Source organism: Polymorphospora rubra, assembly GCF_018324255.1.
Lineage (GTDB): Bacteria > Actinomycetota > Actinomycetes > Mycobacteriales > Micromonosporaceae > Polymorphospora > Polymorphospora rubra.
Genome location: NZ_AP023359.1, coordinates 3,188,901 through 3,212,476, shown reverse-complemented (window position 1 = coordinate 3,212,476; position 23,576 = coordinate 3,188,901). Strand labels below are relative to the sequence as shown.

Annotated in this window: 19 protein-coding genes and 2 pseudogenes; 5 read left to right on the top strand and 16 right to left on the bottom strand. The window is 70.8% G+C overall.

Translation table 11 applies throughout. From position 1 onward, the window contains the following. Positions 1 to 12 precede the first annotated feature (12 nt). Positions 13 to 1,197 carry a DNA integrity scanning diadenylate cyclase DisA gene (gene disA / locus Prubr_RS14730; protein WP_212825807.1) on the top strand — a complete coding sequence of 395 codons (1,185 nt, stop codon included), beginning with the start codon at positions 13 to 15 and terminating at the stop codon, positions 1,195 to 1,197. 38 nt (positions 1,198 to 1,235) lie between these two features. Here disA and Prubr_RS14725 read toward each other — a convergent pair whose 3' ends face one another. From Prubr_RS14725 to Prubr_RS14715, 3 genes are all read right to left on the bottom strand, one after another. Further along, positions 1,236 to 1,943, bottom strand: a complete 708-nt coding sequence (locus Prubr_RS14725; RefSeq protein ID WP_212825805.1) for a hypothetical protein — start codon at positions 1,941 to 1,943, stop codon at positions 1,236 to 1,238. 86 nt (positions 1,944 to 2,029) lie between these two features. Next, positions 2,030 to 2,581 (bottom strand): peptide deformylase, encoded by a 552-nt coding sequence (locus Prubr_RS14720; protein ID WP_246568688.1) that lies wholly within the window; start codon positions 2,579 to 2,581, stop codon positions 2,030 to 2,032. Beyond that, the gene (locus tag Prubr_RS14715; RefSeq protein ID WP_212825803.1) at positions 2,578 to 3,090 is read right to left on the bottom strand and encodes a glycine cleavage system transcriptional repressor; all 513 of its coding nucleotides are present in this window, start codon (positions 3,088 to 3,090) and stop codon (positions 2,578 to 2,580) included. Before Prubr_RS14715 ends, Prubr_RS14720 begins: the two co-directional genes overlap by 4 nt. A 126-nt stretch (positions 3,091 to 3,216) precedes the next feature. Between Prubr_RS14715 and Prubr_RS14710 the strand changes: the two are divergent. Continuing rightward, a pseudogene (locus tag Prubr_RS14710) lies at positions 3,217 to 4,181 on the top strand (HhH-GPD family protein). A 56-nt stretch (positions 4,182 to 4,237) separates the two neighbouring features. Here Prubr_RS14710 and Prubr_RS14705 read toward each other — a convergent pair. From Prubr_RS14705 to Prubr_RS14660, 10 genes and pseudogenes are all read right to left on the bottom strand, one after another. Beyond that, positions 4,238 to 6,766: an ATP-dependent Clp protease ATP-binding subunit gene (locus Prubr_RS14705; RefSeq protein WP_212825801.1), complete on the bottom strand. Its 2,529-nt coding sequence runs from the start codon at positions 6,764 to 6,766 to the stop codon at positions 4,238 to 4,240. 388 nt (positions 6,767 to 7,154) lie between these two features. After that, positions 7,155 to 7,505 carry a histone-like nucleoid-structuring protein Lsr2 gene (locus Prubr_RS14700; RefSeq protein WP_212825799.1) on the bottom strand — a complete coding sequence of 117 codons (351 nt, stop codon included), beginning with the start codon at positions 7,503 to 7,505 and terminating at the stop codon, positions 7,155 to 7,157. A gap of 98 nt (positions 7,506 to 7,603) precedes the next feature. Beyond that, positions 7,604 to 9,111 (bottom strand): annotated as a pseudogene (gene lysS, locus Prubr_RS14695) (lysine--tRNA ligase). Positions 9,112 to 9,210: 99 nt separating this feature from the next. Then, the gene (locus tag Prubr_RS14690) at positions 9,211 to 9,969 is read right to left on the bottom strand and encodes a type III pantothenate kinase (protein WP_212825796.1); all 759 of its coding nucleotides are present in this window, start codon (positions 9,967 to 9,969) and stop codon (positions 9,211 to 9,213) included. 2 nt (positions 9,970 to 9,971) lie between these two features. Next, entirely contained in the window at positions 9,972 to 10,856 is an 885-nt protein-coding gene (gene nadC, locus Prubr_RS14685) for a carboxylating nicotinate-nucleotide diphosphorylase (protein WP_212828041.1), read from the bottom strand. Further along, positions 10,853 to 12,520: an L-aspartate oxidase gene (locus tag Prubr_RS14680; protein WP_212825794.1), complete on the bottom strand. Its 1,668-nt coding sequence runs from the start codon at positions 12,518 to 12,520 to the stop codon at positions 10,853 to 10,855. The genes nadC and Prubr_RS14680 overlap by 4 nt, the downstream gene beginning before the upstream one ends. A gap of 76 nt (positions 12,521 to 12,596) precedes the next feature. After that, positions 12,597 to 13,508, bottom strand: a complete 912-nt coding sequence (locus tag Prubr_RS14675; protein WP_212825792.1) for a septum formation family protein — start codon at positions 13,506 to 13,508, stop codon at positions 12,597 to 12,599. A gap of 88 nt (positions 13,509 to 13,596) precedes the next feature. After that, a complete protein-coding gene (gene panD, locus Prubr_RS14670) occupies positions 13,597 to 14,025 on the bottom strand; it encodes an aspartate 1-decarboxylase (protein ID WP_212825789.1) in 429 nt (142 codons plus the stop codon). 61 nt (positions 14,026 to 14,086) lie between these two features. Next, complete coding sequence (gene panC / locus Prubr_RS14665; protein WP_212828040.1) at positions 14,087 to 14,947, bottom strand: pantoate--beta-alanine ligase; 861 nt, start codon at positions 14,945 to 14,947, stop codon at positions 14,087 to 14,089. Positions 14,948 to 14,967: 20 nt separating this feature from the next. Further along, the gene (locus Prubr_RS14660) at positions 14,968 to 15,951 is read right to left on the bottom strand and encodes a Rossmann-like and DUF2520 domain-containing protein (protein WP_212825787.1); all 984 of its coding nucleotides are present in this window, start codon (positions 15,949 to 15,951) and stop codon (positions 14,968 to 14,970) included. 230 nt (positions 15,952 to 16,181) lie between these two features. Here Prubr_RS14660 and Prubr_RS14655 point away from each other — a divergent pair, with 230 nt between their 5' ends. Next, the gene (locus tag Prubr_RS14655; protein WP_212825785.1) at positions 16,182 to 17,168 is read left to right on the top strand and encodes an SAM-dependent methyltransferase; all 987 of its coding nucleotides are present in this window, start codon (positions 16,182 to 16,184) and stop codon (positions 17,166 to 17,168) included. 40 nt (positions 17,169 to 17,208) lie between these two features. Beyond that, a complete protein-coding gene (locus tag Prubr_RS14650) occupies positions 17,209 to 18,366 on the top strand; it encodes an NADH-quinone oxidoreductase subunit D (protein ID WP_212825783.1) in 1,158 nt (385 codons plus the stop codon). 1,377 nt (positions 18,367 to 19,743) lie between these two features. On the opposite strand, the gene Prubr_RS14645 is transcribed toward Prubr_RS14650, so the two are convergent. The 3 genes from Prubr_RS14645 to Prubr_RS14635 form a co-directional block, all read right to left on the bottom strand. Further along, positions 19,744 to 20,745, bottom strand: a complete 1,002-nt coding sequence (locus tag Prubr_RS14645) for a glycine betaine ABC transporter substrate-binding protein (protein WP_212825781.1) — start codon at positions 20,743 to 20,745, stop codon at positions 19,744 to 19,746. 201 nt (positions 20,746 to 20,946) lie between these two features. Beyond that, the gene (locus Prubr_RS14640; RefSeq protein WP_212825779.1) at positions 20,947 to 21,669 is read right to left on the bottom strand and encodes an ABC transporter permease; all 723 of its coding nucleotides are present in this window, start codon (positions 21,667 to 21,669) and stop codon (positions 20,947 to 20,949) included. After that, a complete protein-coding gene (locus tag Prubr_RS14635) occupies positions 21,666 to 22,388 on the bottom strand; it encodes an ABC transporter permease (RefSeq protein ID WP_212825777.1) in 723 nt (240 codons plus the stop codon). The genes Prubr_RS14640 and Prubr_RS14635 overlap by 4 nt, the downstream gene beginning before the upstream one ends. 2 nt (positions 22,389 to 22,390) lie before the next feature. On the opposite strand from Prubr_RS14635, the gene Prubr_RS14630 reads away from it, so the two are divergent. Further along, positions 22,391 to 23,419 carry an ABC transporter ATP-binding protein gene (locus Prubr_RS14630; protein WP_425518015.1) on the top strand — a complete coding sequence of 343 codons (1,029 nt, stop codon included), beginning with the start codon at positions 22,391 to 22,393 and terminating at the stop codon, positions 23,417 to 23,419. The last annotated feature ends 157 nt before the right edge of the window (positions 23,420 to 23,576 follow it).

Genomic DNA, 23,576 nt, shown 5'->3' with positions numbered 1-23,576 from the left:
TAGACTGTCCAGGTGCCGATCGACCGCGATGCGAACAAAACCGCTGGCGTCAGCCCTCCGGGGCGGGCCGGCGTCGTCGGCTCGCCCGTCCGTGTGAGCGCCGGTTCCTCCCCGCTCGCCGGCTCCGGGGCGACCGGCGATCCGTTGCGCGCCAACCTGGCGCTGATGGCACCGGGCACCGCGCTGCGTGACGGGCTGGAACGGATCCTGCGGGGCCGCACCGGAGCGCTGATCGTGCTCGGCTACGACAAGGTCGTGGAGGGGCTGTGCACCGGCGGCTTCCCACTCGACGTCGAGTTCTCCGCGACCCGGGTACGCGAGCTGTGCAAGATGGACGGCGCCGTGGTGCTCTCCAGCGACGGCACCCGGATCGTCCGGGCGGCCGTCCATCTGATGCCCGACCCGTCCATCCCCACCGAGGAGTCCGGCACCCGGCACCGCAGCGCGGAGCGGGTCGCCCGGCAGACCGGCTACCCGGTGATCTCGGTGAGCCAGTCGATGCGCATCATCAGCCTCTACGTCAACGGGCAGCGCCACGTGCTCGACGACTCGGCCGCCATCCTGTCCCGGGCCAACCAGGCCCTGGCCACCCTCGAGCGCTACAAGCTGCGGCTCGACGAGGTCTCCGGCACGCTGTCCGCGCTGGAGATCGAGGATCTGGTGACCGTACGTGACGCGGTGGCCGTCGTGCAGCGGCTGGAGATGGTACGCCGGATCGCCGACGAGATCGCCGGGTACGTCGTCGAACTGGGTACCGACGGTCGGCTGCTCGCGCTGCAACTCGACGAACTGATGGCGGGCGTCGACTCCGACCGCACCCTGGTGATCCGCGACTACCTGCCGGTCGGGCGCAAGGCCCGTACCCTCGACGAGGCCCTGGTCGAACTCGACCTGTTGACCGCGACCGAACTGATCGACCTGGTCGCGGTGGCGAAGGCGATCGGCTATCCGGGTGCGTCCGACGCCCTCGACGCGGCGGTGAGTCCGCGCGGCTTCCGACTGCTGGCGAAGGTGCCCCGGCTGCCGGGTACGGTCGTCGACCGGCTGGTCAACCACTTCGGCAGCCTGCAACGGCTGCTCGGGGCAACGGTCGAGGATCTGCAGGCGGTCGACGGGGTCGGCGACGCACGGGCCCGGGGCGTACGGGAGGGACTCTCCCGGCTCGCCGAGGCGTCCATCCTGGAGCGGTACGTCTGACCCGGCCGGTCACCTTCGTGACGAGCTGATCCGGCCGGTCACTTCGTGACGGTGAACCTCACCGACTCGCTGAGCTTCTGGTCCAGCCGTCCGATGATCTGGTATTCGCCGGCCGCGGGGAAGGGGCCGTTGGCGAGGTTGCCGGCGCACTCGCTGGTGGTCTTGCCGTTCCAGCCGACCCGGAACTCCATCTCGTGGTTCGGGACGAACGACTGGACGTCGTTGCCCCGTACGGCGCCGCACGTGTCCGACGACCACACCTTTTCGGCGCCCTGCTTGACGTAGATCTCCTGCATGTCGGCGCCGACGTCACGCTTGCACGTACGGGTGGAGACGTTTTTGATCTTCAGTCGGATCTCGATCGTGACGCCCTGCTGGGCGGTGGTGCGGGACGGCACCGGGATCAACGACATCTCCGCGTCGGTGCAGGTCTCGCCCGTGGGCGGATTCTGCGGCGCGGGGTTCTGCGGCGCCTGTTCGGGCGGGGTGTCCGGGGTGGGTTCAGCGGTGGGGGGCGGATCGGCGGGTGCCTCGCTGGTCGGCGGCGTGCCGGTCTCCGGCGTCAGCAGGGTCGCCGTCGCCTCGGGGGTCGGCGTGGTGTCGTTACCGACCGGCGAGGTCTTAGGGTCGCCACCGCCACTGCACGAATAGAACAGAACGATCACCGGAAGCAGGATGGCGACGAGCACGATGGCCCGTCGCCGCCAGTAGACGGCGGACGGCAGTGGGCCAACCGTCATTCGCATGATGCCCTCACCGTATCGGGATCGGTTCTGGTGGCTCCGACGACGCGCCGGAAGCGTCCCGCACACCTCCGCCGCCCGCGACACCGTCAGAGATAGACCTTCCGTTGGTAGATCGCGTGTGCACCGGCGACGCGGTCGAGAAACAGCAGACCGGCGCAATGGTCGATCTCGTGTTGAAGCGCGCGGGCCTCGAAACCGTCCGTCGCCAAGCGTACCGGTTGTCCGGTTCCGGGAAGCACACCCTCGACCGTGACCCGACTGGCCCGCTTCACGTCACCGGTGAGGTCCGGCACGGACATGCAGCCTTCCCGCCCGGGCCGCCACCGGCTGGCCTCGACGAGCTTCGCGTTGCACAGCACGAACGTGCCGTGCACGGTGACCGACTTCGGATGACCGGTCACGTCGACCGCGAACATCTGCGCGGCCACCCCGACCTGTGGAGCGGCCAGACCCACACAACCCGGCGCCGAGCGCATGGTGGCGACCAGGTCGGCGGCCAGCCGGACGACCTCGTCGGACAGCGGGTCGACCTCGGCGCCGCCGCCGCCGAGTACCTGCGCCGGCGCGGTGACGACAGGGCGAACCTTGCCCGGCTCGCCCAACGCGGCAAGGGTCCATCCACCCAGCGCCTCGGTCACAGCAGATCGGATCCCGCCGGGCGCAGGGTGATCCCGACCTCCAGCGCGGTTGCCACCTCGCCCAGCCGGGTGGACACCCCGGCCGCGCTGCCCGCCGGCAGGTCGACCTCGGCAACCAGCACGTAGAGCGGACCGGTCAGCCTGGTGGTGAGGTCGGTTACGTTGCCGCCCGCCTCGGCCAACACCCGGGTCACCGCGGCGACGATGCCGAGCCGGTCGGCACCGTGCACGCTGACGACGTACGGCTCGCCGGCCGGGTTCTGCGGCCCGTCCGGCCGGACCTCCCGTACGGTCGAGACGAGCTGACCGTCGACGCTCAGCGGGGCCAGTGCGGCCTCGGCCTCGGCCACCGCCGGCCCGGAGCAGACCAGGGTCATCGCGAAGTGACCGCGGAGCCGGGTCATGGTCGAATCGGTCAGGTTGGCGCCGAGGCCCGCGAGAAGTCCGGCCACGTCGGCGACGATGCCCGGCCGGTCCGGGCCGATCACGGTGATCGCGAGCTCGCTCATCCGGGCAGTCTGCCCGATCGGAACCGTCCGATGTCGCCGCCGTCGACGTGTCGTCCACGGTGCGGGACGGCGGGCTGCCCCGTCCGTCCCGGGTCCTTCGGCGGCCGTGCGAGGATCGGCGGCGAGATGGTGGACAAGGAACTGGCTTCGATGGCGATCCGGTGGTTCGACGAGAACGCGCGTGACCTGCCGTGGCGTGCACCGGGTGTGGGCGCCTGGGCGATCCTGGTCAGCGAGGTCATGCTCCAGCAGACCCCGGTCGTACGGGTGCTGCCCGCCTGGCGGACCTGGCTGGCGCGTTGGCCGGAACCGGCGGCGCTGGCGGCCGATCCACCGGCCGAGGCGATCCGGATGTGGGGCCGGCTCGGATATCCCCGCCGGGCGTTGCGGCTGCGCGAGTGCGCCGTCGCGATCGTCGAGCGGCACGACGGGCAGGTGCCGACCGGGCTCGACGAGTTGCTCGCCCTGCCCGGCGTGGGTGCGTACACGGCGCGGGCGGTGGCCGCCTTCGCGTACGGGCAACGGCATCCGGTCGTCGACACCAACGTACGACGGCTCGTGGCCCGGGCGGTCGCCGGTGAGCCCGACGCGGGGCCGGCGACCCGCCCGGCGGACCTGGTCGCCACCGCCGAACTGCTGCCGGTGGATCCGGCCCGGGCGGCGCGGGCGAGCGCCGCGTTCATGGAACTCGGGGCGCTGGTGTGCGTGGCCCGGACACCCCGGTGCGCCGACTGCCCGTTGGCTTCGATGTGCGCGTGGCGGGCGTCGGGGCGTACGGCCCCGAGGGTCCGACCCGCCGCCCCCAGCGGTACGCCGGCACGGACCGCCAGGTACGCGGGATGCTGCTGGCGGTGCTGCGGGAGACGACCGGGCCGGTGCACCGCGATCGCCTCGACCTGGTGTGGGATGACGACGCGCAGCGGGCCCGGGCGCTGGCCGGGCTCGTCGACGACGGTCTGGTGGAGCCGGTCGGTGAGTCGTACGTCCTCGCCGGGGACCGGATCCTGCCCGTTGACCGTCCGCCCGCCGGCCGTCGCGTCCCCGGCCCGCGCCGCGCCGCCGGCCCGGAGGTCGGCACCGAACGGACCTGAGACACGGAAAAGCCGGGCCGGAGTGGGAACTCCGGCCCGGCTTCTTCTCGCCGTTGTTACTCGGTCGCTTCGGCCGTCTTGGTCAGGTTGGCCGGAACGGCGTCCGGAACCTCGACCGGCTTGTCGGCCCCGCGGAACACGAGCTTCGACTTGTCGATGTCCTCCGGGTCGCCTTCGCAGTCGATGACGACGATCTGGCCCGGCTTCAGCTCGTTGAACAGGATCCGCTCGGACAGGTTGTCCTCGATGTCACGCTGGATCGTGCGACGCAACGGACGAGCACCCAACACCGGGTCGAAGCCCTTCTTCGCCAGATACTTCTTGGCGTCGTCGGTCAACTCCATACTCATGTCCTTGTTCCGCAACTGCGTCTCGATCCGCCCGATCATGATGTCCACGATCGAAAGAATCTCCGTCTGCCGCAACTGGTGGAACACGATCGTGTCATCGATACGGTTCAGGAACTCCGGCCGGAAATGCTGCTTCAGCTCGTCGTTGACCTTCGTCTTCATCCGCTCGTAGTTCGACTCGGAATCCTCCGAAGCCTGGAACCCCAACGACACCGCCTTCGCCACATCCCGCGTACCCAGGTTCGTCGTCAGGATGATCACCGTGTTCTTGAAGTCCACGATCCGACCCTGACCATCGGTCAACCGACCATCCTCCAAAATCTGGAGCAGGGTGTTGAACACGTCCGGATGAGCCTTCTCGATCTCATCGAACAACACCACCGAGAACGGCCGCCGACGGACCTTCTCCGTCAACTGCCCACCCTCGTCATACCCGACGTAACCGGGAGGCGCACCCACCAACCGCGACACCGTGTACCGGTCGTGGAACTCGCTCATGTCCAACTGGATGAGCGCGTCCTCGCTACCGAACAGGAACTCCGCCAGAGCCTTCGACAACTCCGTCTTACCCACCCCGGACGGGCCGGCGAAGATGAACGAACCAGACGGCCGCTTCGGATCCTTCAACCCGGCGCGGGTACGCCGGATCGCCTTGGAGACCGCCTTGACCGCGTCCTCCTGACCGATGACCCGCTTGTGCAGCTCGGCCTCCATACGCAGCAGCCGGGACGTCTCCTCCTCGGTCAGCTTGTACACCGGAATACCGGTCCAGTTGGCGAGGACCTCGGCGATCTGCTCGTCGTCGACCTCGGACACCACGTCCAGGTCCCCGGCCTTCCACTCCTTCTCCCGCTGCGCCTTCTGACCCAGCAGCTGCTTCTCCTTGTCCCGCAACTGCGCCGCCCGCTCGAAGTCCTGCGCGTCGATCGCGGACTCCTTGTCCCGACGCACCTGAGCGATCCGCTCATCGAAATCACGCAGGTCCGGCGGCGCCGTCATCCGACGGATCCGCATCCGCGCACCCGCCTCATCAATCAGATCGATCGCCTTGTCCGGCAGGAACCGGTCCGAGATGTAACGGTCGGCGAGGGTCGCGGCGGCGACGAGGGCAGCGTCGGTGATCGTCACCCGGTGGTGCGCCTCGTAACGGTCGCGCAACCCCTTGAGGATCTCGATGGTGTGCGCCAACGACGGCTCACCCACCTGGATCGGCTGGAACCGCCGCTCCAACGCCGCGTCCTTCTCCACATACTTGCGGTACTCGTCGAGGGTCGTCGCACCGATCGTCTGCAACTCGCCACGCGCCAGCATCGGCTTCAGGATGCTCGCCGCGTCGATCGCGCCCTCCGCCGCACCCGCACCGACCAGCGTGTGGATCTCATCGATGAACAGGATGATGTCACCCCGGGTACGGATCTCCTTGAGCACCTTCTTCAGACGCTCCTCGAAATCACCCCGGTACCGCGAACCGGCGACCAACGCACCGAGGTCAAGCGTGTAGAGCTGCTTGTCCTTCAGCGTCTCCGGCACCTCACCCTTGATGATCTTCTGGGCCAGGCCCTCGACCACCGCCGTCTTGCCGACGCCGGGCTCACCGATCAGCACCGGGTTGTTCTTGGTGCGGCGGGACAGCACCTGCATGACCCGCTCGATTTCCTTCTCGCGCTCGATGACCGGGTCGAGCTTGCCCTCGCGGGCGGCCTGGGTCAGGTTACGACCGAACTGGTCGAGCACGAGGCTGGTCGACGGGGCGGCCTCGCCGGTGGTGGCGCCGGCCGCGGCGGGCTCCTTGCCGCCCTGGTAACCGGACAGGAGCTGGATCACTTGCTGGCGAACCCGGTTGAGGTCGGCGCCGAGCTTGACCAGCACCTGGGCGGCGACGCCCTCACCCTCACGGATCAGCCCGAGCAGGATGTGCTCCGTGCCGATGTAGTTGTGCCCGAGCTGCAACGCCTCACGCAGCGACAGCTCCAGGACCTTCTTGGCCCGCGGCGTGAACGGGATGTGCCCGCTCGGCGCCTGCTGGCCTTGGCCGATGATCTCCTCGACCTGCTGGCGAACGCCCTCCAGGGAGATACCGAGACTCTCCAGGGCCTTCGCAGCCACGCCCTCACCCTCGTGGATGAGGCCGAGCAGGATGTGCTCCGTGCCGATGTAGTTGTGGTTGAGCATCCGGGCTTCTTCCTGAGCCAGGACGACAACCCGTCGCGCTCGGTCGGTGAACCGCTCGAACATGCCCTCGTGCTCCTCACGTGCCGTGCGCCAGTGGTCGTGGCGGGGCCAGCGCCCGGAACGTCCAGGCGGACGCCCGTGGCATTACTCTATCGTCGCGAGCCGACTCTGCCGTGGTCGTGCGTGCCGGACCGGGTCGGGTACGCGATGATTTATCCAACTCTGCACGCTCACCGGGTGTTCCCGGAGGCCGTGGTGTACGCGCAGAGCGAAATCGGCACGGCGCGGAGCGACGGCTAAGTCCACCTGACGTTGTCCACAGCCTGTGGACAACGTCTTCCACCGACTGTGGACAACTTCCGGCATATGTCGCGAACTAGGACAAAACACGCCCGGGTTCGAGGTGTGACACCTCGAACCCGGGCGAAGGACCGGAAGACGCGCCGGCGCCTCAGCGCCCGGCCTTCTGGTGGTACTCGTCGACGATCTCCTGAGGAATCCGTCCCCGGTCGGAGATCTCCTTGCCTTCCTTCTTGGCCCAGGACCTGATCGCCTTGTTCTGCTCCCGGTCGGCAGCCGCCCCGCCTCGGCCACGAGCGGCGCGACCGCCGACCACCACGCCACCGCGACCGATCTTCGAGCCTGCGGAGACGTACGGGGCGAAAAGATCCCGCAATTTACCGGCGTTCTTGTTGGAGAGGTCGATCTCGTACTGAACCCCATCGAGCGAGAACTTGACGGTCTCGTCCGCGTCGCCGCCGTCGAGGTCATCGACCAGCTTGTGAATGATGTGCTTCGCCACGTGCCACAATCCTTTCGCGCAGGTTCACCCGCAAACAAGAGAACAATAGCTTGATAGGCGCACGGCACGTCAATAGGACACGGAAACTGTTGCGGAATCTACTGGGCCCTGGTCAGCGGGAAGAGGATGGTTTCCCGAATTCCCAAGCCGGTCAGCGCCATCAGCAGCCGGTCGATTCCAAATCCCATGCCCCGGACGGCGGCATTCCGTACTCGATCGCACGCAGGAAGTCCTCGTCGAGCGGCATGGCCTCGGTGTCACCCTTGGCCGCCAGCCGGGCCTGGGCGACCAGCCGCTCACGCTGCACGACCGGGTCCACCAGCTCCGAGTAGGCCGTACCGAGTTCGAACCCGAGCACGTAGGCGTCCCACTTCTCGGTAAGGCCCGGCTCGGTGCGGTGCGCCCGGGTGAGCGGGCTGGTCTCCTCGGGATAGTCGCGCACGAAAGTGGGCTCGCGCAGTCCCGGCACGACCAACTCCTCGAAGAGCTCCTCGGCGAGCTTGCCCGGTCCCCACTTCGGGTCGACCGCCAGATCGTGCTTCTCCGCGTAGCGGACGAGGTGCGCCATGTCGGTCCGGACCGTCACCTCTTCCCCCAACGCTTCGGAAAGCGATCCGTACAGGGTGACCGAGCGCCACTCGCCGCCCAGGTCGAACTCCTGCCCATCGGCGTGGGTGACTACATGGGAACCGCTGACCGCCATCGCAGCCTCTTGCACGAGTTCCCGCAGGAGGACTGCCATGGTGTCGTAGTCGCCGTAGGCCTCGTAAACCTCCAGCATCGCGAACTCGGGTGAGTGCGACGAGTCCACACCCTCATTGCGGAAGTTACGGTTGATCTCGAACACACGCTCGATACCGCCGACTACGGAGCGCTTCAGAAACAACTCCGGAGCGATTCGGAGATACAGATCGGTGTCCAGCGCATTGCTGTGCGTCACGAATGGCCGGGCCGCCGCACCGCCGTGGACCAGCTGGAGCATCGGCGTTTCGACCTCCATGAAGTCCCGCCGGTGCAGCGAGTCCCGCAGACTTCGCACGACCGCCGACCGGGTACGCACGGTCTGCCGCGCCTGCGGCCGGACCACGAGGTCGACGTAACGCTGCCGGACCCGGGCCTCCTCGCTCAACGGCTTGTGCGCCACGGGCAGCGGGCGCAGCGCCTTCGCGGTGACCGCCCACGAGTCGGCGAGCACCGACAGTTCGCCGCGCCGGCTGGTGATGACCTCTCCCGTCACCCCGACGTGGTCACCGAGGTCGACCAGCCGCTTCCAGTCCTCCAGGCGGTCGGCCCCGACCCGGTCGAGCGAGAACATCGCCTGCAGCTCCGTACCATCACCCTCACGGAGAGTAGCGAACGCCAGCTTCCCGGTGTTGCGGATGAAGATCACCCGCCCGGCCACGGAGACCTTGTCGCCGGTGGCCGTGTCGGTCGGCAGGTCGGCGTACCGGGTCCGGATCTCCGCCAGCGTCGCGGTCCGCGGAAACCCCACGGGGTACGGGTCGATGCCCTCGGCCAGCATCCGGTCCCGCTTGGCCCGGCGGACCCGCATCTGCTCCGGAAGGTCGTCGTCGGGCTCGACGGGGGCGGGATTCTGCTCGGTCACGGAAGGCGTCCTCAACAGGTAGTCCTGGGCATGGTTTCGGCCACGAGCGTACTCAAGGCGCTCGGCGGCGGTTACCGGGTTATGGGCATGCGGAGCGGGTCAGACGTTGCGCTCGAAGACCATCCGCAGTCCGATGAGCGTGATCATCGGTTCGTGGTGGGTGATGGTGCGGCACTCGTCGATCACCACCGGGGCGAGGCCACCGGTCGCGATCACGGCGCGCAACTCCCCCAACTCCTCGGCCATCCGCTCGACGATCCGGTCGACCTGGCCGGCGAACCCGAAGTACATGCCGGCCTGAAGGCATTCGACGGTGTTCTTGCCGATCACGGAGCGGGGACTGGTCGGCTCGACCTTGCGCAACTGCGCCGCCCGGGCCGCGAGCGCGTCCAGGGAGATCTCGATGCCCGGCGCGAAGGCCCCGCCGAGGAACTCGCCCCGGGCGCTGATCACGTCGAAGTTGGTGGTCGTACCGAAGTCGACCACGATCGACGGACCGCCGAAGAGGGCGTGCGCCGCGAGGGTGTTGACCACCCGGTCGGCCCCGACCTCCTTGGGGTTGTCGATCGCCAACTGCACCCCGGTACGGATCCCCGGCTCGACCACCACGCTCGGGATCCCGCCGTAGTAGCGGGCGAGCATCGTCCGCAGGGAACGCAACGCGGCCGGCACCGTCGAGCAGGCCGCCACGCCGGTGATCTCGACCGCGTCGCCGGCCAGCAGGCCCCGGAACATCAGGCCCAGCTCGTCGGCGGTGGACCTGGCATCGGTCTTGATCCGCCAGGAGTGCACCAGCTTGTCGCCGTCGAAGGTGGCGAGGACGGTGTTGGTATTACCGATGTCGATGCAGAGCAGCATGGTCAGCTCCGGAACCGCAGATCGAGGGCGATGTCCAAGATAGGTGACGAGTGGGTGAGCGCCCCGACCGACAGGTAGTCGACGCCGGTGGCGGCGTATTCCGGCGCGACGTCGAGGGTCAGCCCACCGGTGGCCTCCAGCTCGGCCCGGTCACCGACGGCGGCCACCACCTCCCGCAGCAGAACCGGGGTCATGTTGTCGCAGAGCAGGAAGTCCGCCCCGGCGTCAACCGCCTCGACCGCCTCCACGACCGTGGTCACCTCGACCTGAACCGGCACCCCGGGAAACATCTCCCGGACCCGCCGGTAGGCCGCGGTGATCCCGCCGGCGGCGAGCTTGTGGTTGTCCTTGATCATCGCGACGTCGTACAGGCCCATGCGCTTGTTGGTTCCGCCGCCGGCACGGACGGCGTACTTCTCCAGCGCCCGCAGGCCCGGGGTGGTCTTACGGGTGTCGAGCACCATCGCCTTGCTGCCGGCCAGGACGTCGGCCCAGGCCCGGGTGTGGGTGGCGACGCCGGACATCCGGCTGAGCAGGTTGAGCGCGGTCCGCTCGGCGGTCAGCAGCGACCGGGTCGGCCCGGAGACCGTCGCCAGTACGTCGCCCCGGGCCACCCGCCCGCCGTCGGCCGCCACCAGCGACACCTGCACCGTACGGCTCGTCGCCAGGTCGAAGACCGCGGCCGCCACCGCCAACCCGGCCACCACCCCGTCCGCCCGGGCGACCACGTCCGCGGTGTCGAACTGGTCGTCGGGGATCGTCGCAACGCTCGTGACGTCGAGCCGCTCCGGCCCCAGATCCTCGTCGAGGGCGGTGCGGACGATCCGCTCCACGGCCTCCGGATCGAGCCCGTCGGCCTGGAGCGCCTGCACGGTGGACAGTCTCAGCACGATGCCTCCCAGGTGTGACCGACGGCGCCGTCGGGTCCGATCGACGCGACCAGGTGGCCCAGCCACTCGTCGCTGGCGGCGGCGTGGTCGTCGCGCCAGTGGCAGCCACGGGTCTCCCGGCGCCGATACGCCGCCCCGACCAGCAGCGAGCCGATGGTCAGCAGGTTGGTCGCCTCCCAGCTCGCGGTGCACGGCGTGCTCCGGCCGGTGCCGAGCCGGACCAGTTCGGCCGCGGTGTCGGCGAGGGTGCCGGCGGACCGCAGAACGCCGGCGCCACGGGTCATGGCCCGCTGCAACGGGATACGGATCCGCGGCTCGACCACCCAGCCGGATTCCCCGGCGGACGGGTCGCCCGGCACCGGGTCGGCCTGCGGTGGCAGGTCGCGCCGGATGTCCTCGGCGATCCGCCGGGAGAAGACCAGCCCCTCCAGCAGCGAGTTGCTGGCCAGCCGGTTGGCGCCGTGCACACCGGTGCAGGCGACCTCGCCACAGGCGTACAGGCCCGGAATCGAGGAACGGCCGTACAGGTCGGTCCGGACCCCGCCGGAGGCGTAGTGCGCCGCCGGTGCGACCGGGATCAGGTCGGTGACCGGATCCACGCCGGCCGCCCGGCACGACGCGACGATCGTCGGGAACCGGTGTTCGAGGAACTCGCGGCCGAGGTGCCGGGCGTCGAGGAAGACGTGGTCGACGCCGTCGGCCAGCATCACCCGGTGGATGCCCTTGGCCACCACGTCCCGCGGGGCCAACTCGGCCAGTTCGTGCCGGCCGACCATGAACCGGTGGCCCGCCGCGTCGACCAGATGGGCACCCTCGCCCCGCAGCGCCTCGGAAACCAGCGGCTGCTGCGCCCGGGGTGCCCCACCGGCGTCGGTGATCACCAACGAGGTCGGATGGAACTGGACGAACTCCACATCGGTCACCGCCGCGCCGGCTCGCAGGGCGAGCGCGACACCGTCACCGGTCGACACCACGGGGTTGGTGGTGGCCGCGAAGACCTGGCCGAGTCCGCCGGTCGCCAGCACCACCGCCCGGGCGAGAATCGCGCCGACGCCGTCCTCGCTGCCCTCGCCGAGGACGTGCAGGGTGATGCCGCACGCCCGCCCGTCGGCCGACCGCAGGAGGTCGAGGACCAGGGCGTGCTCGACCAGCCGGATCCACGGGTCGCGGCCGACCGCGGCGTGCAGCGCCCGCTGGACCTCCGCCCCGGTCGCGTCCCCACCGGCGTGCACGATCCGGTTGGCACGGTGGCCACCCTCGCGGGTCAGCATCAGCGAGCCGTCGGGGTGCCGGTCGAACTCCGCCCCCATCCGGATCAGCTCGCGGACCCGGCTCGGCCCCTCCTCGACCAGCACGCGCACCGCGGCCGGGTCGCACAGGCCGACGCCGGCGATCTCGGTGTCGGAGGCGTGCGCGGCCGGCGAGTCCAACGGGTCGAGTACGGCGGCGATGCCGCCCTGCGCCCACCGGGTCGAACCGTCGTCGATGTTGACCTTGGTTACGACCGTGACGTGCAGCCCCGCCTCACGCAGGTGCAGCGCGGCGGTCAGGCCGGCGATCCCCGACCCGACGACCACCACGTCGGTGTTCTCCACCCAACCCGGGGCCGGTGCCGCCAGTGCGCGGGGCAGTGCGGGCAGACCAGGTGTCGGCACGTCCATCCGGACAGTCAACCGCGCCGTGCCCGGCGGGTGGCGGGCGGGGGCCACGGAAGTGGTTTGCGCCGCCCCGACCGGGTCACTGGTACTGGATCGGCAGCCCGTTGTTGCCGGTGCCCTTCAGCGACCGGGTGAACTTCTTGTCGGCCATCCACAGGTAGCAGCGCACGCCGCGGTTGCCCGCCTGCCACTCGGTCTGCCCGTTGGGCAGCGCGATCACGCCGGTGCGGTAGCGCAGGTTGTTGTCCAGCGGCACGCCCACGTAACGGCCGACCAACGTACGGCACTCCGAGTAGAACTTGTCCCAGTCGGTGTCCTTGCTGGGGTAGTTGCCGTCGGGGGCGGTCCAGACTCCGACGAACTCGCTGTTGTGCTCCTTGGTGCACTCGACCGGGTCCATCGTGTCGACCCGATCCTCGCTGTTCAGCTTGACCGCGTAGCAGCCGAGGTTCAGCGGCGAGGTGGTCTTCAGCGCGTCGCGCAGGCTCGCGGTGCGGTTCACCGTCTCGCTGTCGCCGTCGTTCTCGACCGTCGACTCCTCGGTCAGGTCGCACCGGAACCAGCGTGCCCCGCCGCTCCACGCCTGCGGCGACGGCACCGCCACGCCCAGCCAGAGCCGGCCGGTACGCCAGTCGGCACCGACGAACTCCTTCGCCTTGGTGTCGCACTCGGTGTAGGCCGGCTTGATGTCCGTCGAGGAGGCGGTGGGCGGTTTGTTCGCCTCGGCGGTCGCGCCGGTCAGGGTCCCGACGAAGATCGTCTCGACCCGGTGCGAGGTCGCGCAGTCCACCGGGCTGTACGACGACAGGTATGCGGTCTCGGCGAAGTCGGCGGTGTGGCAGACCTCGGCCGCGGGCACGAACGCCTTCGGCTCCGGGAACGCCGCCCAGCCGTTGACCAGGTTACCGTCGACTCCGGCGGGGTTACCGCACCCCGTCAGCAGCAGCGTGGCTGTGCCGGCGACAGCGACAGCGGTCAACCAACGGCGCATCGCGACCCTCCCCATGCGTACGCGACTCGGATCGCTGAGCATACGTCAGTCCGCTGAACGGGATGATCCGGCAATCGCGCCCACGGGATCAGGCGGCCGGCGCCACCTGGTCCCCCCGGACCGGCCCACCGACCATCCCGGGCGCGGTGCCCGCCGGGTCGTCGCCCAGCTCGATGATCTTGTTGTCGGCGTCGACGTGCACGATCCGCGGCCGGTAGGAACGGGCCGTGGCGTCGTCGAGCTGGGCGTACGAAATCAGGATCACCAGGTCGCCGGGCTGTACCAGCCGCGCCGCGGCGCCGTTGATGCCGATCACGCCGGTGCCACGCGGCCCGGGGATCGTGTACGTCTCCAGCCGCGCCCCGTTGGTGATGTCGACGATCGCGACCTGCTCGCCGGGGAGCAGGTCGGCGGCGTCCAGCAGGTCCTCGTCGACGGTCACCGATCCGACGTAGTGCAGGTCGGCCTGGGTGACGGTGGCCCGGTGAATCTTGGACTTGAGCATGGTGCGGTACATCGGGGACGACTCCTCGGTCGACAGGTGCGGTGGGTGCCGGGTTCAGCGGGTGCCCGGCGGTTCAGGTCGTGGCCGGCGGGACCAGGTCGATCGCCGCGTTGTCGATCAGCCGGGTCTGGCCGACCCAGGCGGCCACCAGCAGCCGGGCCGGCCCGCCGTCCGGCGCCGGTCCCAGGTCGGGGTCGGTCAGGACGAGATAGTCCAGCTTCGGGGCAGCGACGCCGACCGGCGTCCCGAAGGCCGCCCGGGCGGCGGACAGTGCGCCGGCGGCACCCAGCCCGTCCGCGGCGGCGGTGGCGCCGGCGCGCAACGCCGCCGACAGGCGGACCGCCGCCTCGCGTTCCGGGGCGGACAGGTAGCGGTTGCGGCTCGACAGCGCCAACCCGTCCGGCTCACGTACGGTCGGCACCCCGACGATCTCCACGCCGAGGTCGAGGTCACGCGCCATCCGGCGGACCAGGGTGAGCTGCTGGTAGTCCTTCTCGCCGAAGAACGCGAAGTCGGGCCGGGTCAACTGGATCAGCTTGAGTACGACGGTGAGCACGCCGTTGAAGAAGCCCGGCCGGCTCTGCCCCTCCAGTTGCCCACCCAGCGGTCCCGGGTCGACCCGGACCATCGGCTCGCCGCCCGGATAGATCTCGTCACGGGCGGGCGCGAACACCACGGCCACGCCCGCCGCCCGGCAGATCTCCAGATCGGCCTCCAGCGTGCGCGGGTAGCGGTCGAAATCCTCGTTCGGCCCGAACTGGAGCGGGTTGACGAAGATCGTCACCAGCACGTGGTCGGCCCGCTCCGCGGCGGCGCGCAGCAGCGTCTCGTGCCCGGCGTGCAGGGCGCCCATCGTCATCACCACGGCCACGCTGCCGGGCAGGGACTTCCGGGCCGCGGCGAGCGCCTGCCGGTCGGGTACGACGGTGGTCATGGGGATCCCGCTCCGTCCACTCATGCGACCGCCTTCCGGCGCTCGTCGGCGAGTACGCCGAGCAGCGGTTCCGCGTCGGCCGGGCGCAGCCGCCCGGCCGCGATGGCCCGATCCGCCGTACGGCGGGCGAGCGCCAGGTAACTCGGCACCGAGTCGGGTGCCGAGGCGGCCAGCCGGGCCAGGTGCCGGGCGACCGTGCCGGCGTCGCCGCGCGACACCGGACCGGTCAGGGCGGCGTCGCCGAGCCGCAGCGTGTTGTCCAGCGACGCCCGCAGCAGTGGGCCGAGCACCTTCTCCGGTCGGGCCACCCCGGCGTCACGCAGCCGGTCCAGCGCCTCGTTGACGAGCGTGACCAGGTGGTTCGCGCCGTGCACGAGGGCGGCGTGGTAGAGGGCACGGTCGGCCTCGGCCACCCACTCGGGCGTACCGCCGAGGTCGGCGACCAGCCGTGTGACGAACGGCCGCAGGGCGTCGGGTGCGGTCACGCCGTACGAGATCCCGGCCAGGTTCGCCAGGTCGTCGGGGGTACCGGTGAAGGTCATGGCCGGGTGCAGGGCGAGTGGGCGGGCACCGGCCGCAGCGGCCGGTGCGAGTACGTCGAGCCCGTGCGCCCCGGAGGTGTGGGCGACGACCTGGCCGGGGCGCAGTACGCCGGTCTCGGCGAGCCCGGCGACGAGCGCGGCGAGGGAGTCGTCCGGAACGGCGACGATCAGCAGGTCGGTGGCGACCCGGGCGACCGCGTCGGCGGGCACGTTGGCGGTGTCGGGCAGGAGTTGCCCGAGCCGTGCCCGGGTCGCGGCGGAGACCCCCGACGCGGCGACGATCCGGTGGCCCGCGCCTGCCAGGGCGGCGCCGAGCACCGCACCGACCCGTCCGGCACCGACGATGCCGACGGTCAGCGGGCGGGATGGTCGGGTGGTCTGGCCGAACTCGGCTCCGGCCGGCCGGCCGGCATCGGCACGGCGGGCGGACGCTGTCGGCCGCGGGCGCGAAGGTGCGCTCATAGCGATGATCCAGTCCTCGAAAATGTGGTACCGGTCGATCGCAAGTATGCGCCGTTGTTACAGACCGGGGACAAGCATGTGTGAAAACCTTCACCGCCCTGGTCCGCCTCGCGGTCCGGCACCGCCGACGGGACGAACGATGCACCGTTTGTCCGGATCGCCGGCACCGGCGCGGTGCCCGCCGGGCGGCGGTCGCTAGGGTGTCCCGGGTCACGACGGAAGGTGGGGAAATGACCTCGATCCGCTGGCGGGAGGCCATGGCCGCGGCGCTCTACGGCCCGAACGGGTTCTTCGTCGCCGGAGCGGGACCCGCCGCCCACTTCCGTACCAGCGTCCACGCCGCACCTGCCTTCACCGGTGCCGTCCTGCGCCTGCTCGACCGGATCGACCACGCTCTGGACCGCCCGGACCCCCTGCACGTCGTCGATGTCGGCGCCGGCCGGGGCGAACTCCTCACGGCACTCGCCGGCCTCGCCCCCGCCGGGCTCCGGGAACGGCTCCGGCTGACCGCGGTGGAACTCGCCCCCCGCCCGGCGGACCTGCCCGCGGCGATCGGATGGCAGGACCGGCTGCCGGCCCCGGTGACGGGCCTGCTGGTGGCGACCGAGTGGCTCGACAACGTACCGCTCGACGTCGCCGACCGCGACGCCCCGGCGCCACCCCGTTACGCGCTGGTCGACCCCGCCACCGGCGACGAGTCGACCGGGACCCGGGTCGACCCCGACGACGCCGACTGGCTGGCCCGCTGGTGGCCCGGCGACGGGCGGGCCGAGATCGGGCTGCCCCGGGACCTGGCGTGGCGGACCGCGGTCGACGCACTGGACCGCGGGCTGGCCCTCGCCGTCGACTACGGCCACCTGCTGGCCGACCGGCCGCCGGCCGGCACCCTGACCGGGTTCCGCCACGGTCGACAGGTGCTCCCGGTACCGGACGGGTCGTGCGACATCACCGCGCACGTCGCCGTCGACTCGGTCGCGGCGGCCGGCTCGGCCGCGGCCGGCCTGCCGTACCAACTTCTCACCCAACGGGCCGCGCTGCGTGCGCTCGGGGTCGATGGCGCCCGGCCGCCGCTGGCCCTGGCCGCGACCGACCCGGCAGCGTACGTCCGCTCGCTGGCCGCCGCCTCCGCCGCCGCCGAACTGCTCGAACCGGCCGGGCTCGGGGGGCACTGGTGGCTGCTCCAACCGGTCGGCGTCGCCCCGATCCTCCTCGGCTGAGCACCCGGGCGGTCCCGCCCCACCGCCCGGCCATGGCACGATGACGGGCATGACCACCGGTGCGCTGCGTGAGGTGACCGTCGGTACCGGCGCCGGCCTGGACACGGCCGACATGGTGCTCAACATCGGACCACAACATCCGTCCACGCACGGGGTGCTGCGGCTCAGGCTCGTCGTCGACGGCGAGCGGGTGGTCTCCAGCGAGCCGATCGTCGGTTACATGCACCGGGGCGCCGAAAAGCTGTTCGAGGTCCGCGACTACCGCCAGATCATGGTGCTCGCCAACCGGCACGACTGGCTGTCGGCGTTCTCCAGCGAACTCGGCGTGGCCCTCGCCGTCGAGCGGTTGATGGGCATCGAGGTACCGGAGCGGGCGGTGTGGCTACGTACCGCGCTCGCCGAACTCAACCGGGTGCTCAACCACCTGATGTTCCTCGGCTCCTACCCGCTGGAGATCGGGGCGCTCACCCCGATGTTCTACGCGTTCCGCGAACGCGAGACCCTCCAGACGGTGCTGGAGGAGGCTTCCGGCGGCCGGATGCACTACATGTTCAACCGCGTCGGCGGCCTCAAGGAGGAGGTCCCGGCCGGCTGGACCCGACGCGCCCGGGAGGCGATCGGGCAGGTCCGGAGCCGGCTGCCCGACCTCGACAACCTGATCCGGCGCAACGAGATCTTCCTCGCCCGCACCGTCGGCGTCGGCGTGCTCACCGCCGCCCAGGCGGCCGCCTACGGCGCGTCGGGCCCGGTCGCCCGGGCCAGCGGGCTCGACTTCGACCTGCGCCGCGACGACCCGTACCTGGCGTACGGGTCGCTGTCCGTTCCGGTCGTCACCCGCTCCACAGGAGACTGCCACGCCCGGTTCGAGGTCCTGCTCGACCAGGTGTACGTCGCCCTCGACCTCGCCGAACGGTGCCTCGACGAGGTCGACCGGATCAGCGGACCGGTCAACGTACGGCTGCCGAAGGTGGTGAAGGCGCCAGAGGGGCACACGTACGCCTGGACCGAGAACCCGCTGGGCGTCAACGGTTACTACCTGGTGTCGCGGGGCGAGAAGACGCCGTGGCGGCTGAAGCTGCGCACCGCGTCGTACGCCAACGTGCAGGCCCTGTCGGCGTTGCTGCCCGGCTGCCTGATCCCCGACCTGGTGGCGATCCTCGGTTCGATGTTCTTCGTCGTCGGCGACGTCGACAAGTAGCCGTCAGCGCCAACGGTCGTCGGGGGCCGGGGGACGCCGTACCCGGACGACAGCTCGTCATCGTCGTCGCGGCGGCGACGCCCGCGCCGGGACGGCTGCTCGCCCCGCCGGGCGGGGCCGGCATCCACGTCCGGCTCGCGATCCCGCCACGACGGCAGGTCGGGTTCGCGGTCCCGCCAGTCCGGCTCCCGGTCCGCCCGACCGCGGTCGGCCCGGTCCGGCCCGCCACCCGTCGCGGACCTGCGCCCTGCCGGCCACTCGTCATCGTCCGGTTCCGCCCGCCGGCGGCCCCCGGTCCGCGGCTCCTCCCGCCGTACCGTCGCCCATCGGTCCTCGACGTGCAGTTCCGCACCGGAACCGTCGGCGTGTGCCGTGGCCCGCCGTTCACCGACCCGCAGTTCGCTGCCCCGTTCGTCGCTGCGCAGGCTCGCCCACCGGTTCGCCGACCGGTGGGCGTACTCGGCCGGGGGCGCCTCGACGGCGCGCGGCCCGGTCCCCCACCGACCGGTGTCGGGCGGCCCGGCATCGGCGGGTTCGGCGACGTCGGGCCGGTAGGGGCGGCCGTGCGGGCCCCCGGACCGCTCGTGGCCGTAGTCCGGGCCGTCCTCGTCGACGATCGTGTGCCGGGTCGTGACGTGGACGGTCTCGGTGTGCCGTACCACTCCCCTGGACCCCGGGACGGTGCCGGGGACCGACGCGCGCCCACCGGCGGACGCCGGGGCCGTGCCGGCGGCCGGCGGGGCACCTGCGTCGGGGAAGCCGACCGACGCCGTGCCCGCGTACGGCGGCGACGCGGCCCCCTGGTGCGTGCTGCCGCGTCCGGTCGCCGGCGGTGCGTCGGACCAGGCCGGCCCGGACCGCAGCGACTCGACCTGTCCACGCAGGGACTGCACCTCGTCGTACAGGCGCTGAAGCCGCTCACCGGAGGCCCGGTGGGTGGTACGGGCGGCGGTCGCGATGTCGGAGCGCAACTCCTCACGCAACGCGTCGATCTCGTCGAGCAGCTGGTCCTCCGCACCACCACGACCGGGGGCGATCTCCCGCCCGAGGGTGACGGAGAGCCCGATCAGCACCGTGCCGAGGACGGCGAGCACGGCCGCTATCCGCAACACACCCTCGCCCCGCGCGAGCAGGATCAGCAACGCCGCGAGCGGCGCGAGCCCGACCCCGACCCAGAACAGGATGGGCAGCAGCTGCCGGACGGCCGGCTTCTCGGGTCCCTCCTGGGCGGGCATGGCTGTGCAGCCTACCGACCCAACCTCGGAGGTGGAACCGGAACGGCTGGGAACCGTCCCCGTGCACCGGGTCCGCCCGCTCCCCACGACGGAAAGGGCCGACGTCCGTGGCGGACGTCGGCCCTTTCGCCGTCTTTCCAGGTCAGCCGGCGAGCGCGCCGTCCGACGAGAAGACCAGACCGACGCTCACGGTGCCGCTGGTCAACGCCGACTTGGTCTGCGGGCCGCCGGCGTCGAGGGAGCTGAACGATCCGGCCCGGAAGTCGTAGACCTCGATCAGCCCGGCCTGGCACTTCGGCCGCTGCGGGCACTCCGGCGGGCCGGCCAGCACCGTCGCCGAACCCGAGCACTTGCTGGCCAGGTCGGACAGGGTGGTGACGCCGTACCGGTCGGCGAACTCCTTCGTCACGGCGAAGGCGTTCTGGTTCTGTGCCTGCGACGGCTTGCCGAACGTGATGCCGACCGGATCGCCGACGGTCTTCAGACCGGTCACGGTCTGGTCGAGGTCGGGCGAGGAGACGGCCGGCGCGTTCGCCCCGTTGACCTTGCCGTTGAGGAAGTCGGCCATCGTGGCGGCGTACTCCGGCACGACCTGGACCTCGCCCTTCTCCAGCGCCGGCTCGTAGAGCTCCCGGTTGCCGATCTGCTGCACGGTGACGTCGTAGCCGGCCGCGGTGAGGACGATCCGGTAGAGCTCGCCGAGCGTCTGGTTCTCGCTGAAGTTGGCGGCACCGACGGTGATCGCACCGCCCGGCCCGGCCGTGATGCCGGCCGTCAGGTTGTTGCCGGCCGCGAACTCCTCGGCGGCCACCTTCGGCGTCTTGCGGTCGACGTCGACCGCCTTGTTGAGCGCGATCAGCTTGGTGGTGTCGAGCGCGTCGGAGACCTTGTCGAGCGCCGCGATCAGTTCGGGGGTCGCCGCCTCGGCGTTGATCGCCGGAATGATGTTGTCGGTGTTCTGGAGCTTCTTGTCGTCCTCCAGAACGACGAGTTGGGTGCCGGCCACCGGGGCGCAGCCGGCCCCGGAGGCCCCGGCGTCGGGAGCCTCGGTCCCGGAGGAACCGGCATCGCCGCAAGCGGCGAGGAAGCCCGCCGCGGCGAGCATTCCCACCGCGCCCAACGCCAACCGTGAACCTGCGCGCATCAGCCCGCCTTCCGTGTCCCGGCGCGACCATGACGGCCGGCCGCGTGTCCGACGGGCGGATCGTCGATGTCGCCCGTTACCTCCACCCAACATAATGAGCGCGAGGTGCGACAACTCGAGGGCGATGTTGTCATCAGATCGTCACGTGGCGTTGAAGGGTGACGCATCGTGGCCGGACGGATCGACTTCGACCGGCGCCGGTCAGGCTCTGCCGGTCGGCACCGCCTGCCGCCGGGCCGCCCGGCCCCGGGTACGCCGCAACGGTCGGGGCGTCACCGCCCGCTCGACGAGGGCGAGGATTCCCTCCACGAGTACGGCGAGCAGCGCCACGAGCAGGCCGCCGGCGAGGATCTGCCCGCCGCCGACCGACATGCCCAACCCGAACCCGGCGCTGATGATCTGTCCGAGCCCACCCCCGTTGACGAAGGACGCGAGCGCGGCCGTGGCGATCACCTGCACCGCGGCGGTACGGAACCCCGCCGCCAGAAACGGCACCGCGAGCGGCAACTCGACCCGGCGCAGCACCTGCCCGCCGGACAGCCCCATCCCGCGCGCCGCCTCCCGGGTCTCGGGATCGACCTGACGGACCCCGGTGTAGGCGTTGGCGAGCAGCGGCGGGACCGCGAAGATCGCCAGCGCGATGATCACCGGCGGCTTGCCGAACCCCAGGAACGTGAGCGGCAGGATGGTCAGCAGGGCGATCGTCGGGATCGCCAGGGTCAGGTTGGAGATGAGCACCACGGCGCCGCCGCCCCGACCGGCGTGTCCGAGCCAGAGCCCGACCGGCCAGGCGATCAGGCAGCCGAGCGCGACCGCCGCCGCCGAGATGTAGAGGTGCTCGCCGAGCCGGTCGAGTACGCCACCGGGATTGGTCCAGTTGAGCGGATCGTTCAGCCAGACGACGGCCTGCTCGATCGGGTTCATCGCACGCTCCCCCGGGCCCACGGGGTGAGCAGTCGGCCGATGCCGGCCAGCAGGAGGTCCAGCACGAGCGCGAGGGCCACGCACAGGATGGTGCCGGTCAGGATCTCCGCCTTGTAGAAGTTGTTGCGGAAGCCACCCAGGATCAGGTCACCGAGGCCGCCGAACCCGATCAGGGAGCCGACGGTCACCAACGCCACGGTCGAGACGGTGGCCAGCCGTACGCCGGTGATGATGCCGGGTAACGCGAGCGGCAGGTCGATCCGCAGCAGCCGGCCGAACCTGCCGTAGCCCATGCCCAGTGCGGCGTCCCGCGCCTCCTCCGGCACCTGGTTGAGGCCGGCCAGGGTGTTGCGGACCATCAGCAGCAGTGCGTACAGCACGAGGGCGATCAGCACCGAGGCCGGATTGGTCGTGCCGACGTACGGGGCGACGAAGGCGAGCAGGGCCAGCGATGGAATCGTGTAGAGGACGCCGGAGAGTGCGAGAATCGGCCCGGTGAGGGACCGGAACCAGTACGCGACCACCGCCAGTGGCAGTGCCACCACCGCCGCGATGACGACCGCCTGCGCGGTCAGGGTCGCGTGTTCGCGCAACGCGGCGAGAATGGTTTCCGAGTTGTCCCGAACGTACCGCCAGGAGAACCAGGGATTACCCGGGCCCTCGTAGGCGAATCGCTCGCCGGCCAGCACGCTCAGGCTGGACAATCCGCGGAAGGACATACGTGGACGTTACCCCGGAGGCGGGCTCCGCCGCGCCCGCGAGGACCGTGCCGTCCGGCGCGGCACCGATCGCACTCGACCGGATCCGCAAGCAGTATCCCGATGGGACGGTGGCGGTCACCGAGCTGAGTCTGGAGGTCGAGGCAGGCGAACTGATGGTCCTCATCGGCCCGTCCGGCTGCGGCAAGTCGACCGTGCTGCGGATGATCAATCGGCTGATCGAGCCGTCCGGCGGGCGGATCCTGCTCGGTGGCGAGGACGTGACCGGCGCCGACCCGGTGGCCCTGCGCCGTCGGATCGGATACGTCATCCAGAACGTCGGGCTCTTCCCGCACCAGACGATCCGCACCAACGTCGGCACCGTGCCGCGGCTGCTCGGCTGGTCCAAGGACCGGATCCGCAAGCGATCCGACGAGCTTCTCGAACTGGTCGGGCTCGATCCCGGCAAGTTCGCCGGGCGCTACCCGCACGAGTTGTCCGGGGGGCAGCGGCAGCGGGTCGGGGTGGCGCGCGCCCTGGCCGCCGATCCGGTGGTGCTGCTGATGGACGAACCGTTCTCGGCCGTGGACCCGATCGTGCGTACCCGGTTGCAGGAGGAGTTCCTGCGTCTCCAGGCCGAGGTACGCAAGACGATCGTCATGGTCACCCACGACCTCGACGAGGCGGTCCGGCTCGGCGACCGGATCGCGGTGCTCTCCCAGGGCGGCCGCCTGGAGCAGTACGCCTCACCGGCGAAGCTGCTCGGCGAGCCGGCCTCGGCCTTCGTACGCGAGTTCGTCGGGACCGACCGGGGCATCCGCCGGCTGGCCGTCACCCCGGTGACCCGGGACCTGCTGGATCCGCTGTCCACGGTGGATTCGACCGCCGGACTACCCACGGTGGAACTCGGCTCGTCCCTCTACGACGCGCTCGCCAGGATGCTGACGACGAACGCCGACCACTGCCGGGTCGCCGAGGGGTCGGAGCCGGTCGGGCTGTTGAGCCGGCACCGCATCCTCAGCATCGACTATCCCGCCGACCCCGCCCAGTAGCGGCGGGGAGTGCGCGGCCGGACCCGGGGGACAAGCCCGGCCGCGCACCCGGGGGTGGTGCCGAATCAGGTCTGCGGTGGCTGCGGTGCTCCGGGGCACCCCGGATTGGTCCGATAACGACCCTCCGCAAGCCATGTGTCCGATATTCCCAACGGCC

Excerpts from the sequence above, each read along its gene's own strand:
- Prubr_RS14725 (WP_212825805.1), bottom strand. The coding sequence starts at position 1,943 with ATGCGAATGACGGTTGGCCCACTGCCGTCCGCCGTCTACTGGCGGCGA.
- Prubr_RS14655 (WP_212825785.1), top strand. The coding sequence starts at position 16,182 with ATGACCTCGATCCGCTGGCGGGAGGCCATGGCCGCGGCGCTCTACGGC.
- Prubr_RS14675 (WP_212825792.1), bottom strand. The coding sequence starts at position 13,508 with ATGCGCCGTTGGTTGACCGCTGTCGCTGTCGCCGGCACAGCCACGCTG.
- Prubr_RS14640 (WP_212825779.1), bottom strand. The coding sequence starts at position 21,669 with ATGAACCCGATCGAGCAGGCCGTCGTCTGGCTGAACGATCCGCTCAAC.
- Prubr_RS14680 (WP_212825794.1), bottom strand. The coding sequence starts at position 12,520 with ATGGACGTGCCGACACCTGGTCTGCCCGCACTGCCCCGCGCACTGGCG.
- Prubr_RS14715 (WP_212825803.1), bottom strand. The coding sequence starts at position 3,090 with ATGAGCGAGCTCGCGATCACCGTGATCGGCCCGGACCGGCCGGGCATC.
- Prubr_RS14690 (WP_212825796.1), bottom strand. The coding sequence starts at position 9,969 with ATGCTGCTCTGCATCGACATCGGTAATACCAACACCGTCCTCGCCACC.
- Prubr_RS14705 (WP_212825801.1), bottom strand. The coding sequence starts at position 6,766 with ATGTTCGAGCGGTTCACCGACCGAGCGCGACGGGTTGTCGTCCTGGCT.
- Prubr_RS14635 (WP_212825777.1), bottom strand. The coding sequence starts at position 22,388 with ATGTCCTTCCGCGGATTGTCCAGCCTGAGCGTGCTGGCCGGCGAGCGA.
- panD (WP_212825789.1), bottom strand. The coding sequence starts at position 14,025 with ATGTACCGCACCATGCTCAAGTCCAAGATTCACCGGGCCACCGTCACC.
- Prubr_RS14660 (WP_212825787.1), bottom strand. The coding sequence starts at position 15,951 with ATGAGCGCACCTTCGCGCCCGCGGCCGACAGCGTCCGCCCGCCGTGCC.
- Prubr_RS14645 (WP_212825781.1), bottom strand. The coding sequence starts at position 20,745 with ATGCGCGCAGGTTCACGGTTGGCGTTGGGCGCGGTGGGAATGCTCGCC.
- panC (WP_212828040.1), bottom strand. The coding sequence starts at position 14,947 with ATGACCACCGTCGTACCCGACCGGCAGGCGCTCGCCGCGGCCCGGAAG.
- Prubr_RS14650 (WP_212825783.1), top strand. The coding sequence starts at position 17,209 with ATGACGGGCATGACCACCGGTGCGCTGCGTGAGGTGACCGTCGGTACC.